14 protein-coding genes are annotated in these 15,635 nt (G+C 68.8%); 8 read left to right on the top strand and 6 right to left on the bottom strand.

From position 1 onward, the window contains the following. The first annotated feature begins 12 nt into the window (after positions 1–12). From DX03_RS00570 to DX03_RS00555, 4 genes are all read left to right on the top strand, one after another. Positions 13–972 (top strand): ABC transporter ATP-binding protein, encoded by a 960-nt coding sequence (locus tag DX03_RS00570; protein WP_038685602.1) that lies wholly within the window; start codon positions 13–15, stop codon positions 970–972. After that, the gene (locus DX03_RS00565) at positions 969–1,769 is read left to right on the top strand and encodes an ABC transporter permease (protein ID WP_038685599.1); all 801 of its coding nucleotides are present in this window, start codon (positions 969–971) and stop codon (positions 1,767–1,769) included. Before DX03_RS00570 ends, DX03_RS00565 begins: the two co-directional genes overlap by 4 nt. A gap of 440 nt (positions 1,770–2,209) precedes the next feature. Continuing rightward, positions 2,210–3,148 carry a 2-dehydropantoate 2-reductase gene (gene panE / locus DX03_RS00560; protein WP_038685597.1) on the top strand — a complete coding sequence of 313 codons (939 nt, stop codon included), beginning with the start codon at positions 2,210–2,212 and terminating at the stop codon, positions 3,146–3,148. 2 nt (positions 3,149–3,150) lie between these two features. Then, on the top strand, positions 3,151–4,038 hold the full coding sequence (locus tag DX03_RS00555; protein ID WP_038685595.1) for an NAD-dependent epimerase/dehydratase family protein: 888 nt from the start codon (positions 3,151–3,153) through the stop codon (positions 4,036–4,038). Positions 4,039–4,066: 28 nt separating this feature from the next. Here the strand turns inward: DX03_RS00555 and DX03_RS00550 are convergent, their stop codons facing one another. After that, the gene (locus tag DX03_RS00550; RefSeq protein WP_038685592.1) at positions 4,067–4,882 is read right to left on the bottom strand and encodes a TatD family hydrolase; all 816 of its coding nucleotides are present in this window, start codon (positions 4,880–4,882) and stop codon (positions 4,067–4,069) included. A gap of 69 nt (positions 4,883–4,951) precedes the next feature. Then, positions 4,952–6,391, bottom strand: coding sequence for a WG repeat-containing protein (locus DX03_RS00545; RefSeq protein ID WP_038685590.1), 1,440 nt, complete (start codon positions 6,389–6,391; stop codon positions 4,952–4,954). Between the two features lie 88 nt (positions 6,392–6,479). Between DX03_RS00545 and hrpB the strand changes: the two genes are divergently transcribed. Further along, positions 6,480–8,984: an ATP-dependent helicase HrpB gene (hrpB, locus tag DX03_RS00540; RefSeq protein ID WP_038685588.1), complete on the top strand. Its 2,505-nt coding sequence runs from the start codon at positions 6,480–6,482 to the stop codon at positions 8,982–8,984. 162 nt (positions 8,985–9,146) lie between these two features. Further along, the gene (locus DX03_RS00535; RefSeq protein ID WP_038685585.1) at positions 9,147–9,536 is read left to right on the top strand and encodes a hypothetical protein; all 390 of its coding nucleotides are present in this window, start codon (positions 9,147–9,149) and stop codon (positions 9,534–9,536) included. A 99-nt stretch (positions 9,537–9,635) separates the two neighbouring features. On the opposite strand, the gene DX03_RS00530 is transcribed toward DX03_RS00535, so the two are convergent. Then, complete coding sequence (locus DX03_RS00530) at positions 9,636–10,175, bottom strand: pseudouridine synthase (RefSeq protein WP_038685583.1); 540 nt, start codon at positions 10,173–10,175, stop codon at positions 9,636–9,638. Between the two features lie 84 nt (positions 10,176–10,259). Next, positions 10,260–11,114 carry a class I SAM-dependent methyltransferase gene (locus tag DX03_RS00525; RefSeq protein WP_038685581.1) on the bottom strand — a complete coding sequence of 285 codons (855 nt, stop codon included), beginning with the start codon at positions 11,112–11,114 and terminating at the stop codon, positions 10,260–10,262. A gap of 174 nt (positions 11,115–11,288) precedes the next feature. Between DX03_RS00525 and DX03_RS00520 the strand changes: the two genes are divergently transcribed. Together DX03_RS00520 and DX03_RS00515 are read left to right on the top strand one after the other, a co-directional pair. Then, complete coding sequence (locus DX03_RS00520) at positions 11,289–12,248, top strand: aldo/keto reductase (RefSeq protein ID WP_038685579.1); 960 nt, start codon at positions 11,289–11,291, stop codon at positions 12,246–12,248. A 637-nt stretch (positions 12,249–12,885) separates the two neighbouring features. Continuing rightward, complete coding sequence (locus DX03_RS00515) at positions 12,886–14,106, top strand: RtcB family protein (RefSeq protein ID WP_038691661.1); 1,221 nt, start codon at positions 12,886–12,888, stop codon at positions 14,104–14,106. A gap of 43 nt (positions 14,107–14,149) precedes the next feature. Here DX03_RS00515 and DX03_RS00510 read toward each other — a convergent pair whose 3' ends face one another. Next, a complete protein-coding gene (locus DX03_RS00510) occupies positions 14,150–15,052 on the bottom strand; it encodes an NAD(P)/FAD-dependent oxidoreductase (RefSeq protein WP_038685576.1) in 903 nt (300 codons plus the stop codon). After that, complete coding sequence (locus tag DX03_RS00505) at positions 15,042–15,494, bottom strand: Rrf2 family transcriptional regulator (protein ID WP_038685574.1); 453 nt, start codon at positions 15,492–15,494, stop codon at positions 15,042–15,044. The genes DX03_RS00510 and DX03_RS00505 overlap by 11 nt, the downstream gene beginning before the upstream one ends. Positions 15,495–15,635: the final 141 nt, after the last annotated feature.

Here is a 15,635-nt window from a genome sequence, read left to right as displayed (position 1 = left end):
GAAGGCAAGAGCTTGGCTTCCCAGAACACTCCCGCGCCCACCGCCGCCCCCGCCCTGCGGGTGCGTGACCTCCGCAAGACCTACGACAACGGCACCCAGGCCCTGAAGGGCGTCTCGCTGGACGTGGCCCCGGGCGACTTCTTCGCCCTGCTGGGCCCCAACGGCGCCGGCAAGTCGACCCTGATCGGCATCATCAGCTCGCTGGTGAACCTCAGCGAGGGCCAGGTCGAGGTCTTCGGCAGCGACCTGGTGCGCAACCGCAGCGCCACGATGCGCCTGATCGGCCTGGTACCGCAGGAAATCAACTTCAACCTGTTCGAAAAGCCCTTCGACATCCTGGTCAACTACGCCGGCTTCTATGGCGTGGCCCGTGCCGAGGCCGAGAAGATGGCCGAAGAGGAGCTCAAGCGCGCCCACTTGTGGGAGAAGGCGCAGGTGATGAGCCGCACGCTGTCCGGCGGCATGAAGCGCCGGCTGATGATCGCCCGCGCGATGATGACCCGCCCGCGCCTGCTGATCCTGGACGAGCCCACGGCCGGGGTGGACATCGAGATCCGCCGCGACATGTGGCGGGTGCTCAAGGAGATCAATGCCGCCGGCACGACGATCATCCTGACCACGCACTACCTGGAAGAAGCCGAGCACCTGTGCCGCAACCTGGCCATCATCAATCACGGCCAGATCGTCACCCAGGGGCCGATGCGTGAGCTGCTGGCCAAGCTGGACGTGGAAGGCTTCCTGTTCGACATCGACGGCAGCCTGCCGGCCGAGCTGCCGGTGATCGAAGGCGCCACGCTGATCGCCACCGACGGGCACACGCTGGACGTGGACATGCCGCGCGCGATGGACCTCAACCGGGTATTTGAAGCCTTGAACGCGGCCGGTATCCGGGTGCGTTCGATGCGGACCAAGAGCAACCGCCTGGAGGAGCTGTTCGTGCGCCTCACCGGCAACCAGGAGAATGCGGCATGAGCACCACCCCTACCCCGGTCCTGACCGACGGCCAGCGCAACCGCATCGCGTTGATGACGATCGTGCGCCGCGAAGTGGCGCGCATCCTGCGCATCTGGGGCCAGACCCTGGTGCCGCCGGCGATCACCATGACGCTGTATTTCCTGATCTTCGGCGGCCTGATCGGCTCGCGCGTGGGCGACATGGGCGGCTACACCTACATGCAGTTCATCGTGCCGGGCCTGGTGATGATGAGCGTGATCCAGAACAGTTACGGCAACATCAGTTCGTCATTCTTCGGCGCCAAGTTCGGCCGTCACGTGGAGGAGCTGCTGGTCAGCCCGATGCCGAACTGGGTGATCCTGTGGGGGTATGTGTCCGGTGCGGTGCTGCGCGGGTTGATGGTGGGCGTGATCGTGCTGATCATCGCGATGTTCTTCACGCCGGTGCGCATTCCGCACCCGCTGGTGACGCTGACGACGGTGCTGCTGGGCGCGACGATTTTCTCGCTGGCCGGGTTCATCAATGCGGTGTACGCGAAGAAGTTCGATGATGTGGCGATCGTGCCGACCTTCATCCTGACCCCGCTGACCTACCTGGGCGGTGTGTTCTATTCGGTGCAGCTGCTGCCGACGTGGGCGGAGGCGGCGACGCACGCGAATCCGATTTTCTACATGGTCAATGCGTTCCGCTATGGGCTGCTGGGCACCAGTGATGTGCCGCTGTGGGTGGCGTATGCGCTGATGATCGGCTTCGTGGTGGCGCTGACGGCGCTGGCACTGTGGTTGTTGAAGCGGGGCGTGGGGATGCGGAGCTGAGGGGTGTTTTGCCGGGCCTGCGGCCCGGCGGCCCGCTTTACTGCCACTGCCACTGCTGAAGCAACGTCAACTGCGGCTCTGGATTGAATCGGGGTAGGCGGTTGCGAGGTTCCGGTAGTGCCGGCCGCTGGCCGGCAACCTCGCGGCAATTATTGTTTCTGTGGAGCCGGGCGTTTGCCCGGCTCTTTTCGTATGCGATTGGATGAATTGTGAAATCTGGGGGAGAGGAATTCGGGTGTTGACGCGCGGTGGTCTCGGCCGTGCGCTGGGCACTTCGGCTTTTGCAATTGATGGGGTTGCACTGTGTGATGGCCGCCGTGCTCGAAATCCATCGGTCCTGCTCACGAAGGCGCTCCGCCAACCGCCACATAGCGCCCTGCGGGTGCCGCAAAACTCCGGCACAATCGCAGGGTGAATCCCCCAACTGCAGTGAGCGTGCGATGCGTATCCTGATCCTCGGCGCCGGTGGTACCGGTGGTTATTTTGGTGGTCGGCTGGCCCAGGCCGGTGTGGATGTGACCTTCCTGGTGCGTCCCGCGCGTGCGGCGCAGCTGGCGGCCGAGGGGCTGGTGATCCGCAGTCCGCTTGGCGATGCCCGCTTCCCGGTGGCGCATGTCACGGCCGATGCGCTGCCTGCGTTGGCGGCGGCGCAGCCGTTCGACCTGGTGATCCTGAGCTGCAAGGCGTACGACCTGGACAGTTCGATCGAGGCGATTGCCCCGGCGATGGGGCCGCGTACGACGCTGTTGCCGATCCTCAACGGGTTGCACCACTACGCGGCACTGGATGCGCGTTTCGGGCGCGATGCGGTGCTGGGCGGGCTGTGTTTCATCAGTGCGACCAAGGCCGCCGATGGCGCAGTGCTGCACCTGGCGCCGGCGGCCAAGCTGACCTTCGGCGAGCGCGACGGTACCGGCAGCAGCGCGCGGGTGCTGGCGCTGGCGGCGGCGTGCGTGCAGGCGAACGTGGACCATGTGGCCAGCGATGCGATCGGGCAGGAGCAGTGGATCAAGTACACGTTCCTGACCACCCTGGCGGCGGCGACGTGCCTGATGCGCGCCGATGTGGGCACGATCGTGGCCACCGACGATGGCGCGGCGATCGTGCGTGGGCTGTATGACGAATGTCTGGCCGTGGCCGATGCCGCGGGCGAGCCGATTCCGGCCAAGGCGCGCGAGATCGCGTTGACGGCCACGACCCAGCCCGGCTCGGCGTTGAAGGCGTCCATGCTGCGCGACCTGGAAGCGGGCCAGCAGGTGGAGGCCGAGCAGATCGTGGGCGACATGCTGGCGCGTGTACGTGCCGCCGGGCAGGCAGCCCCGCTGCTGGCGGTGGCCTACAGCCACCTGCAGGCCTACCAGCGCCAGCGCGGCGCCTGACCATGCAGATGGCCGCGCCGGCGCACGTGCTGGTGCTGGGCATGGGCTACAGCGGGCGGCACCTGGCCGCCCGGCTGCAGGCCCAGGGCATCGCATGCAGCGGCACCGTGCGTGACCCTGGCACCGCCCCCGATGACGGACTGACGCGGTATCGGCTGGCCGAGGGCGTGCCGGTTGATGAGGAGCTACGCGCGGCGCTCCGGCGCGCGGACGCGATCGTGTGCAGCGTGCCGCCGGAGGACGCGGGCGACCCGGCGCTGCGCCTGCTCGCCGATGCACTCCACGACAGCCCCGCGCTGCGCTGGGTGGGTTATCTGTCCTCGACGGCGGTCTACGCCGACCGCGACGGAGGCTGGGTGGACGAACAGGCCCGTGCCGATGCGGACGACGCCACCGCCCTGCGACGGTTACGTGCGGAGCAGCAGTGGCGTGCGTTCGCGCAGGCACGCGGTATCGCCTCGGCGGTGTTCCGCCTGCCCGCCCTGTACGGTCGGGGGCGCAACGCGCTGGTGCAGCTGGCGCAGGGCAAGGCCCGGCATGTGGTCCGGCCCGGGCTGGTGTTCAACCGGCTGCATGTGGAAGACCTGGCCGCTGCGGTGCTGGCGGCGATGCAGCGTCCGCAGGGGCACGCGCTGTATCTGCCGGCCGACGACGCGCCGGCCCCGCCGCAGGACGTGCTGGCGCATGCCGCGTTGCTGAGTGGCCTGCCGCTGCCCGCCGCGCAGGCCTGGGATGACCCGGCTGTCCCCGCCTCGCTGCGACGCTTCTACGCCAGCAACAAACGCATCGACAGCCGCGGCACGCGCGCGGCCTTGCAGTGGCAGCCCCGCTTCGCGACCTACCGCGACGGTCTCGCCGACGCCTGGGCAAGCGGCGACGGCCACCGGTAGCCCACGACCGTTGGTCGTGGGGGATGTATCAGGCCGCGTCAGGCAACCGGAAGAACGCGCGCGTGGCCGCCGTCGCGTTGGCGGCCGTGGTCTCCACGTCTTCGCCCCGATCGCGCGCCAGCTCCTCGACGATGTGCGACAGGAACATCGGCTCGTTGCGGCGGTCCTTGGGCATCGGCTTGAGCGAGCGCGGCAGCAGGTACGGCGCGTCGGTTTCGATCATCAGGCGGTTGGCCGGGATGTGCTTCACCAGCTCGCGCAGGTGGCCGCCACGGCGTTCGTCGCACAACCAGCCGGTGATGCCGATGTACCAGTCCTGGTCCAGGTAGTCGAACAGCTCCTGGCGCTCGCCGGTGAAGCAGTGCACCACCGCCGCGCCCAGTCGGCCCTCGAAGTTCTTCATCTGCGCCATGAAATCGGCGTGGGCATCGCGCTGGTGCAGGAACAGCGGCTTGCGCGCGCCATCGGCAGCCACTATGTCGGCCGCCAGCTGCAGCTGGCGCTCGAAGGCGCGGTGCTGGGCCGGGCGCGGGGCGAAGTCACGGAAGTAGTCCAGCCCGCACTCGCCCACCGCCACCACTTCGGCATGCGCATGCAGCGCGCGCATGTCCGCATCGCATTCGTCGGTGTATTCCACCGCGTGGTGCGGGTGCACGCCGGCGGTGGCATACAGGAAGCCGGGATGCTGGCGCGCCAGCGCCAGCGCCATCGGCGAATGCTCGCGGCTGGCGCCGGTGATGATCATCTGTGCCACCCCCGCCTCGCGGGCACGCGCCAGCACGGCGTCGCGGTCGCGGTCGAAGGAGTCGTGGGTGAGGTTGGCGCCGATATCGATCAGTTGCATGGGGGAGCTACAAGGCAGGTAACCCGGCCATTGTAGCCCGCGGTCCGGCAGGCACCCGTGGCCCGGGGGCTACTGCGCCGGCGCGTGGCCGGGCGCTTGCACCTGCCACACGCCCGCCAGCATCTGCAGGCGGAGCGTGCGCTGTTCACTGCCCTGGGTGAGGGTGACCTCAAGCACGTGCAGGTCATCACTGGCCGTGGACAGCGCGATCAGGCCCGGCTGCAGGGGCATCACCACCTGGCCCTGCTCGGTATACAGGGCCGAGCGGGTGTCTTGAGTTACCACGAACAGCGACTGTCCTGCCTCGCTGTCGTCCACCTGTTGGATCCGTTCAAACTGCACTGGAATCGGACAGTGGCCGCTGGCGAAGTTGCACAGCCCCTGCCTGCCGTCTTCCGACACCAGATACATGACGCTGCCGTAGGCGATCATGCTGGCGCTGTCGAACCGGGGCGGGAACAAGGTGTTGCCTGCAGCGTCCAGCACCCCGAGCCGTTCATCACGTTCCACCTGGAAGATGAGCTGGTTGCGCCGGCCACGCGCGGTGTCGGCCAGGTCCAGTGTGATGCCGTCCCACCGCGCAGGGAGGATGACAAGGCCCTGCGCGTCCACCACACCCACGCGGCGCGCGTCCCAGTGCTCGCCTTCCACGAACCGCTTCCAACCCAGGTGGGCACTTTCCAACGGCTCGATCAGCAGGAATCGCGGCGGCAGCACCTGCCTGCCCTGCGCGTTTATCAGGCCCTGACCCGTGCGGGTGCTTACCACGGCGGTGTCGCCCTGGGGCGCGATGGCGTCGTAGCGGCCAGCCGGCACCCATGCTTTGCCAGTGGCATCGAACATGCCCTGCGCACCCATGATACGCATGCCCTCCTCCCACACCTGCCAATCGCTGGCGGGCGGGATGCCGGCAATGGCCGCGCCCCGCCGATCCAGCACCTGCCACGGGCTATCGGGCTCGCGCTTGACCATCAGCATGCCCGCGCCCACACGGATCTCGGCCTGCGCCTGCGGTACCACCCAGCGACGCGTGGCCGGGTCGAACGCGCCGCTGCGGCCGTCCCGTTCGACCACCCACGGCGTCTGGGTCACCCATACGCCGGTGATACGCGCGTTGTCCATCGGCACCACGATGCGCCCATCCATATCGACCAGACCGCAGCGCTCATTGGCGTCGCGGCATACCTCGAACAACTGTGATTCGGGCAGATGCTCCACGCGGGCGTATTCGGGTGCCAGCAGGATATGTCCGTCCGCACGCAGCACCCCCCACTGCGACTGGCGCAGCAGCAGGGCGTAGCGCGCATTGGGGAAGAAACCCTCCAGCCCACCCACAACCACATGGCCCTGGGCATCCAGCACCTGCAGTGTTTCGCCGTTCTTTTCCAGCGTGAAACCGGCCGACCACGGCGCGGGCGCGGCGGTGCGGGCAGGTGCATCCGCGTGGGCACTGGCAATGGCGGCGAACAGCGTCAGTGCGGCGACGATGGCGCGGGTGAACGGTGACATGTGGCATCCCTGAAAACAGTGCGCGCATGAGAGCACAGCTGCCCACGCCTGCCAAACATCCCTGCCAGCGAGCCCGTATCCTTACCCGATGAACTCCTCGCGCTTCCCCATCTCCCCACTGCTGCCGCAGATTCTGGACCACCTGGCCGCACACGCGCGCCTGGTGCTGGAAGCGCCACCCGGCGCCGGCAAGACCACCCAGGTGCCGTTGGCCCTGCTCGACGCGCCGTGGCTGCAAGGCCGCAGGATCATCATGCTGGAGCCCCGCCGGGTGGCCGCGCGCAGCGCCGCGCAGTTCATGGCGCGACAACTGGGCGAGGAGGTGGGCGACACCGTCGGCTACCGCATCCGTTTCGAGAACAAGGTGTCGGCCCGCACCCGCGTCGAAGTGGTCACCGAAGGCATCCTGACCCGGATGCTGCAGGACGACCCGATGCTCGACGGCGTGGGCGCGCTGCTGTTCGATGAATTCCACGAACGCCACCTGGCCGCCGACCTCGGCCTGGCACTGGCGCTGGACGTGCAGGCGCAGCTGCGCGAGGACCTGCGCATCGTGGTGATGTCGGCCACGCTGGATGGCGAGCGCCTGGCGCAGTTCCTGGATGCACCGCGATTGAGCAGCGCGGGCCGCAGCTTCCCGGTGGCGATCAGCCATTTCCCCGCCCGTCGCGAGGAATCGCTGGAGGCCCAGGCGCGGCGCGCGGTGGAACAGGCACTGGCCGAGCATCCCGGTGATGTCCTGGTGTTCCTGCCGGGCCAACGCGAGATCGCGCGCACCCAGGCCGCGCTGGAGCAGGCGCTACCGGCCACGGTGCAGGTGCTGCCGCTGCACGGCGAACTGCCGGTGGAACAGCAGTCGCGGGTGCTGCAACCCGACCCGCAGGGCCAGCGCCGCGTGGTGCTGGCCACCAACGTGGCCGAATCCTCGGTCACGTTGCCAGGGGTGCGCGTGGTGATCGATGCCGGGCTGGCGCGCGAGCCGCGCTACGACCCCAACAGCGGCTTCGCACGGCTGGACGTGGTGAGCATCGCGCAGGCGTCGGCCGACCAGCGCGCCGGGCGTGCCGGGCGTGTGGCCGAGGGCTGGGCATGGCGGCTGTGGCCGCAGTCGCAGCGGCTGGAGGCACAGCGCCGGCCGGAGATCGCGCAGGTGGAATTGACGTCGCTGGCGTTGGAGCTGGCCGCGTGGGGCAGCGATGACCTGCGCTTCGTCGACCCGCCGCCGGTGGGCGCACTGGCCGCCGCGCGCGAGCTGCTGCAGCGGCTGGGTGCGATGAGCGACAGCGGCGGGCTGACCGCGCTGGGGCGCCGCATGCTTACCCTGGGCACGCACCCGCGGCTGGCGGCGATGCTGCTGGCCGCCACCGGCGGCAGCGAGCAGGCGCTGGCGTGCGATCTGGCCGCGCTGGTGGAGGCACGCGACCCGCTGCGCCAGGGCGGTGATGCACTGGCCGCGCGATGGCGCGCGTTGGCGGCGTTCCGCCACGGCCGCGCGCCGCACGATGCCAACCGCGGTGGGCTGGCCACCATCGATGCCGCCAGCAAGCAGTGGCGGCGACGCCTGCGCTGCGACGCCGCGCCGCCCACGTCGGTGGAGGCACACCAGCTCGGCGACCTGCTGGCCCACGCCTTCCCCGACCGGATCGCCGCGCGCCACCCCACCGATCCGCTGCGCTACCTGCTGGCCAACGGGCGCAGTGCGCGCCTGTTCGATCCGAGCGATCTGCGTGGCGAGCCGTGGCTGGTGGCGGTGGAACTGCGCTATGAGGCGCGCGACGCGTTGCTGCTGCGCGCCGCGCCGGTCGATGAGAACCGGCTGCGCCGCGACTTCCCCGCCCGCTTCACCCAGCAGGACGTGGTGCGCTGGGACGGCGACAAGCGTGCGCTGGTGGCGCGCCGCGAAACCCGTTTCGACCGCATCGTGCTGGACAGCCGGTCGGCCGGGCGCGTGGATCCGGCGCATGCCGCGCAGGCGCTGACCGAGGCCGTGGCCGAACTGGGTATCGACGCGCTGCCGTGGACCGAGGGCCTGCGCCAATGGCAGGCACGGACGCTGGCGCTGCGTGCGTGGATGCCCGAGCTGGAGCTGCCGGACGTATCCGATACCGCGCTGATGGCGACCCTGCCACAGTGGCTGACGCCGGCCTTCACCGGCAAGACGCGGCTGGATGCGCTGGACGAAGCCAGTCTGGGCGAGGCCCTGAAATCGCCGCTGCCGTGGGCCCAGCGCCAGGTGATCGACCGGCACGCGCCAGTGCGCATGGCGGTGCCGTCGGGCATGGAGCGGCCGATCCACTACGCGGTGGACGCCGATGGCATCACCCCGCAGGGACCGGTGCTGGCGGTGAAACTGCAGGAGCTGTTCGGCCTGGCCGACACCCCGCGCATCGCCGATGGCCGCGTGCCGCTCACCCTGCACCTGCTCTCGCCCGGCGGCCGCCCCCTGCAGGTCACCCAGGACCTGCGCAACTTCTGGGCCAACACCTACGCCGAGGTCAAAAAGGAAATGAAGGGCCGCTATCCCCGGCACCCGTGGCCGGACGATCCGTGGACGGCGACCGCCACGCACCGGGCCAAGCCACGCGGGACGTGACGCGGCTGTCGCATTCATGGCTGCCGGCTGACCGCGTCATCGCGCCGCACTGCACCGGCCCGGGCAAGCGGCTACAGTCGTGATCCGGCCGTGGCAGGTGGCTAACACGCCCTACACGGCCCGCGCGCCACACTGGATCAGAACCGAGGCAAAGGAACCCCCATGAGCAGACTGACTGTGATTACCGACCGCGCCCTTGAGCGCGCCCTGGACCTGGCAAGCAGCGCTGGCGACGGCCTCAAGCATGCCGGTGGCAGCCTGCGTCACCTTGGCCCGCAGGCTACGGACTGGATCAAGACGGGTGCCGCACTGGGCGCGGTGAAGACCGGCAGCAAGGTCGCCGCGAAGGTGGTCCGCCGCAATCCGGCCGTCACCATCGCCGCCGCTGCGGTGGGCGTGGGCCTGCTGGGCTACGCGCTGTACCGCAAGCAGCAGAAGAAGAAGCTTGCCAACGGCGGCGTGGTGGACGGCCAGGCGCAGCGCATCAGCGCCCGCAACCGCCGCACCAGCACCGTGGTCGATGAGCACAGCGATATCGGCAGCGACGCCTGATCTGCTGACGCGTCAGCGCGTGTGTATCGAAAGCCGCCGGCGTTGTCCGGCGGTTTTTTTTTGTACGTACCAACCAACGGTTGGTACCTACCGGCGGTGTTATCCGATCTGGCGCCACTGGCCCGGTTGCAGGTCGCCCAGCGCGTGCGGGCCCATGGAGGCGCGCACCAGGCGCAAGGTCGGTAGCCCCACGGCCGCGGTCATCCGCCGTACCTGGCGGTTGCGGCCTTCGCGCAGGGTGACGGCCAGCCAGCTGTCAGGCACGGTCTTGCGGAAGCGCACCGGTGGATCCCGCACCCACAGCGCGGGGGCGGGGTCGAGGCGTTCGATCTTCGCCGGCAGGGTCGGGCCGTCATTGAGCTGCACGCCGTCACGCAGGGCCTGCAGCTGCGCGTCGCTGGGCGTGCCTTCCACCTGCACCCAGTAGGTCTTGTCGGCCTTGTGGCGCGGATCGGTGAGGGTGTGCGCCAGGCCACCGTCGTCGGTGAGCAGCAGCAGGCCCTCGCTGTCGTAGTCCAGCCGCCCGGCCGCATACACCGCCGGCGGCAGCCCGAAGCCGGCCAGGGTCGCGCGCGGCGGCTGGCTGCGGTCGGTGAACTGGCACAGCACGTTGAAGGGTTTATTGAAGGCGATCAGCATGGCGGAAACAACAGCGGGGGACGGGCCATTGTCCCATCCCCCGCTCGTCTGTGATGCAGGCCTACCGGCAGCGGGCGCTGCGGGTCAGGGCTTCACGAAGCGCAGGGTCATGCGGTCGCTCTCACCGATGGCCTGGTACTTCGCATCGTCGGCCTTGTCGTGCTGGTTGGTCGGCGGCAGGGTCCACACCCCGTTCGGGTGGTCCTTGGTGTCGCGCGGGTTGGCGTTGATTTCGCTGCTGCCGGCCAGTTTGAAGCCCGCCGCCTCGGCCATTGCGATCACCTGCTTCTGGCCCACGTAGCCGCTCTTGTCGTCGGCCGGCACATCGGCCTTGGCACGGTGCTCCACCACGCCCAGCACGCCACCGGGCTTGAGCACCTTGTAGAAGCCGGTGAACATGCCCTCGGCCTGGTTGGCGCTGCGCCAGTTGTGCACGTTGCGGAAGGTCAGCACGACGTCGGCCGAGTTGTCCGCACCGAACTGCGGCGCGGTCGGGTTGTAGGCCACGACCTTGCTCTTGCCATACAGCGCGGCATTGGCGGCGAACTTCTTGTCCAGGCCGTCGCGGCTGCGCTGCTGGTAGTCACGGCCGCGACCTTCGGGCACCGCCATCGGGTCGACCACCGCCGCGACATAGGTGCCCTTTTCGTGCAGCAGCGGGCCCAGGATTTCCGCGTACCAGCCGCCGCCCGGGGTGATCTCGATGACGGTCTTGCCCGGTGCCACGCCGAAGAACGACAGCGTCTGCGCCGGATGCCGCCACGCATCGCGCTTGACGTTGGCCGGGTCGCGCCAGGTGCCCTGCACCGCCGTCTGCACCGCCGGGGTGATCGCGATCTGTGCGTTGGGGCCGGCCGGCTTGGTCGCCAGGGCCGGGGCGGACAGCAGCAGCGTGGACAAGGTGAACAGGCAGGCAGTGGTCAGCGAACGGGTTTTCATCGGCGTCTTCCAGTGGCGGGATGCGGCGAGACTAGCAGCCGCGATGCCCAAGGTGTTCACAAAACGTTAGTGCGATGCAGCACGGCGGAACACTGTTTTGTGGCAGCCGCCGCAGCGCTGTCATGGCCGCGGAACTATGCTGATGCATTGGATTTCCACAGGAGCACCTCTCCCATGACTGCATCGCGCGAACTCGGCCGCTCCGGCCTGACTGTGCAACCCATTGCCTTCGGCGGCAACGTCTTCGGCTGGAGCGCCGACGAGAAGACCTCGTTCGCGCTGCTGGATGCCTTCGTCGACGCCGGCTTCAACCTGGTGGATACCGCCGACGCGTATTCGGCCTGGGTGCCGGGCAACAGCGGCGGCGAATCGGAGACCATCCTGGGCCGCTGGTTCAAGCACAGTGGCAAGCGCGACAAGGTGGTGCTGGCCACCAAGGTCGCCAAGTGGGCCGAGCGCCCGGGCCTGTCGGCCGACAACATCGCCGCGGCGGTGGAAGATTCGCTGCGCCGCCTGCAGACCGATGTGATCGATCTGTACCAGGCCCACGAAGACGACGAATCCACGCCGCTGGAAACCACCCTGGCCGCGTTCGGCCGCCTGATCGAACAGGGCAAGGTGCGCGCCATCGGTGCGTCCAACTACAACGCCAGCCGCCTGCGCGATGCGCTTGCGGTGTCGGCCGACTATGCGCTGCCGCGCTATGAAACGTTGCAGCCCGAGTACAACCTGTACGACCGCGCCGGCTACGAGGCAGAACTGGAACCGCTGGTGCGCGACCAGGGCATCGGCGTGATCAGCTACTACTCGCTGGCCAGTGGCTTCCTGAGCGGCAAGTACCGCAGTGCCGCCGATGCGGGCAAGAGCAGCGCGCGCGGCAAGCGCGTGGTGGACAAGTACCTCAATCCGCGCGGCAAGCGCATCCTGACCGCGCTGGACGACATCGCCGCCACGCACGGTGCCAGTGCCTCGCAGGTGGCGTTGGCATGGCTGATCGCGCGGCCCGGCATTACCGCGCCAATCGTCAGCGCCACCAGCGTCGCGCAGTTGAAGGATGTGCTGGCGGCCGCGCAGGTGGCGCTGTCGGCCGAGGATGTGGCGCAGCTGGATGCGGCCAGCGCCGAACAGGGCTGAGCCCGGCCGCCCACGTGTCGCACACGCAGCCGCCGCGAGGCGGCTGCGTCGTTTACGTCATGCCGTGGTGCACGGTTGCGATGCAACGGCGGTCGTCGCGTTCGGCCGACATAATGTGGGGATTACATAGTCCGCTTGCAGCGGGAAACAATCCCGGGTAATGTTCGCGCCCATCGCCGCAGCCTGCGGCACCCTTCCACCCAACCGAGCCCGTCATGTCCCTTCGTTTCTCCGCCATCGCCAAGCGACTGCACCGCGCAACAACTGCGCTGCGTCCGTGCGACGTTGCGGGCAAGGCCGACGCGCTGACCATCGACTGATCTTCCCGCACGGAGATCGGTCACCGATCTCCGAGGCACGCCAACGCCCTCGGATGCTGCATCCGGGGGCGTTTTCGTTTGCGTTGGCGTCGCCCCACCTTCCGATCACATGGCGTGATCTTCCATCGTCCACACCCGGGCAAGGACTGCCTGACCACACGGACGTGTTGCCACGAGGCGCGAAAGCGCTGTGCCCAGGTGTGGGGCACGGGCAGCGGGAGATGATGTCTTTTTTATTATGCGTGCCGGTTTAACCCGGCGCTGCCTGGCCGTGTCCCGAGATTATCTGGCACCGCCACGCAATGGAATGAATGACCATGAACATAGAATCCACTTTTGAGCTGCTGCACGCCGAGGGCACCACCCCCATCAAGGGCTGGGTCCACGGCGTACCCGTGGACGATCTGGCCCGGGCGCAACTGCGCAACATCGCCGCGGTGCCGTTCGTCGGCCCGTGGGTGGCGGTGATGCCGGACGTGCACGTAGGCAAAGGAGCCACCGTGGGCTCGGTGATCCCCACCCGCGGCGCGATCATTCCGGCGGCGGTCGGCGTGGACATCGGCTGCGGCATGGCGGCGGTGCGCACCACGCTGCGCGCCGAGGACCTGCCCGACAACCTGGCCCGGCTGCGCAGCGACATCGAGCGCAGCGTGCCGGTGGGCAATGGCCGCGGCGGCGAGCACCGGCAGCTGCCGGACAGCATCCACAGCCGCATCGTGCGGTCCGGGCTGGTCGAGCGGCTGGATGCCATCAAGCAACGGCACCGGCGCGTGCGCACCGACAAGCTGGCCTGCCAGATCGGCACGCTCGGCGGCGGCAACCACTTCATCGAGATCTGCCTGGATGAAACCGGGGCGGTGTGGGTGATGCTGCACAGCGGCTCGCGCGGTACCGGCAACCTGATCGGCACCTACTTCATCGAGCAGGCGCGCGAGCAGCTGGCCCGGCGCGTGCTCGGCTTCCACCTGCCGGACAAGGACCTGGCCTTCTTCATGCAGGGCGAGCCGTTGTTCGATGACTACGTGCAGGCCGTGTCGTGGGCGCAGGATTACGCCCGCGAGAACCGCGAGGCGATGATGGCGCGGGTGCTGGCCGAGATGCGCCTGCGGCTGCCGAAGTTCCAGTTGGAGAAGCTGGCGGTGAACTGCCACCACAACTACGTGCAGACCGAGACCCACGGTGGCGAGGAGCTGCTGGTGACCCGCAAGGGTGCGGTCAGCGCGCGCGCCGGCGAGCTGGGGATCATCCCGGGCAGCATGGGCACGCGCAGCTATATCGTGCGTGGCAAGGGCAATGCCGAGAGCTTCCACAGCTGCAGCCACGGTGCCGGCCGCGTGATGAGTCGCAGCGCGGCGCGCCAGCAGATCACCCTGGCCCAGCACCGCGAGGCGACCGCGCACGTGGAATGCCGCAAGGATGCGGCGGTGATCGATGAGTCACCCGCGGCCTACAAGTCGATCGACGCGGTGATGGCCGCGCAGCGCGACCTGGTGGAGGTGGTGCACACGCTGCGCCAGGTGGTGTGCATCAAGGGCTGAGCAGGCAGAACGGGGCGGCCACCCACCGGTGGCCGTGGATGTGTCAGGCCGCGCTGTCTTCGGCCACCAGCGCGTGGTGCAGGCTCACGCCCGCGCGCACGCCTTCGGCGCTGGCCAGGCTGATGTTGCCGACCAGCGTCGCGTCGCCGGCCGCGTAGATGCCGGGCACGCTGGTCTGCTTGCCCGCATCGACCTGCACGAGCACGCCCACCGGACTGTCCTCCAGCGTGCAGCCGAGCTGCTGGACCAGCGGCGTGGCCATCTGCTGGCGCGCGGTGACAAACAGCGCGCGCAGTTCCACCCGGCGGCCATCGGCAAGCAGCGCAGCGCTCAGCGCGGGTGCCTCGCCCTCCAGGCCAACCACCGCCTCGTGCTCGATGCTCACGCCGCGACGCTGCAGGGCGGCCAGTTCCTCTGCAGTCAGCGCCATGCCATGCGCGAACAGGGTGACCTGACCCCAATCGGCCAGCAGGGCCGCCATCGTGACCGACTTCTCGTGCCCGCCCAGCAGACCGATCGCGCCGCCGCCGATTTCATAGCCATGGCAGTACGGGCAATGCACCACGCTGTGGCCCCAGCGCTCGGCCAGGCCAGGCAGGTCGGGCAGATCGTCGCGGATGCCGGTGGCCAGCAGCAGTTTGCGCGTGGCCCAGTTCTCGTTGCTGGCGGTCGCCACCACGAAGCCATCGACCGTGGGCTGGGCCGTGGTGACGGTGTCGCTGATCCAGCGCACGGTGGGGTACTCCAGCAGCTGCGCCTTGGCGTTGCGCAGCAGCTCGGCCCCGGCGATGCCGTCCTGGCCCAGCACGCCGTGCGAATGCGCGGCGAAGCGGTTGCGCGGCAGGCCGCTGTCGATCACCAGGACCTCGCGGCGCGCACGCGCCAGGATCAGGGCGGCGGACAGGCCGGCGAAACTGCCGCCGACGACAATGGCATCAACGGTCATGGGGAACTCCTGCTGCATGGTGGGCCAGGTGACGGGCGAAGGCCTCGCCGAGGGTGGCCAGGGTGGTGCCACGCAGGCGCTGCTCAAGCAGGGCCTGGGCCTGTCGGTAGCTGTCATCCAGTGCGTCGTTGACCACCTGCTGCACCGGGCAGCCGCGCCCGGTTTCGCGGGCACCGGTGTGCAGCAGCGCCGGCGCGCCGATCGCCACGTACACGTCATGCAGGGTGATCTGCGCCGGTGCGCGGGCCAGCTGGCTGCCGCCGCCGTGGCCACGCACGCTGGTGACCAGCCCGCCCTTCTGCAGGGCGGCGAGCAGGCGCCGGATCACCACCGGGTGGGTGGGCAGGCAGGTGGCGAGCTGCTCGGAGGTACGCGGGCCGTCCTGGCCCACCAGGTGGGCCATCACGTGCAGGGCATCGGAGAACTGGTTGCTGGATTTCATGTAACAACACTAGTTACAAATTGAGCCGATGTCCAGCGGGCGCTTCCATACGGTTTCGGGCGGCTGTCACACGCTCTTCATGTTGTTAATTAGGACATTAATGTGATCCGCATCTCACTTCAGAAGAGGAGGGGGTAAACC

Origin of the sequence: Stenotrophomonas rhizophila (genome assembly GCF_000661955.1) — a bacterium.
Taxonomy (GTDB): Bacteria; Pseudomonadota; Gammaproteobacteria; order Xanthomonadales; family Xanthomonadaceae; genus Stenotrophomonas; species Stenotrophomonas rhizophila.
Note: the sequence above shows the minus strand (reverse complement) of the source record. Positions and strands in the feature narration are given on the sequence as shown.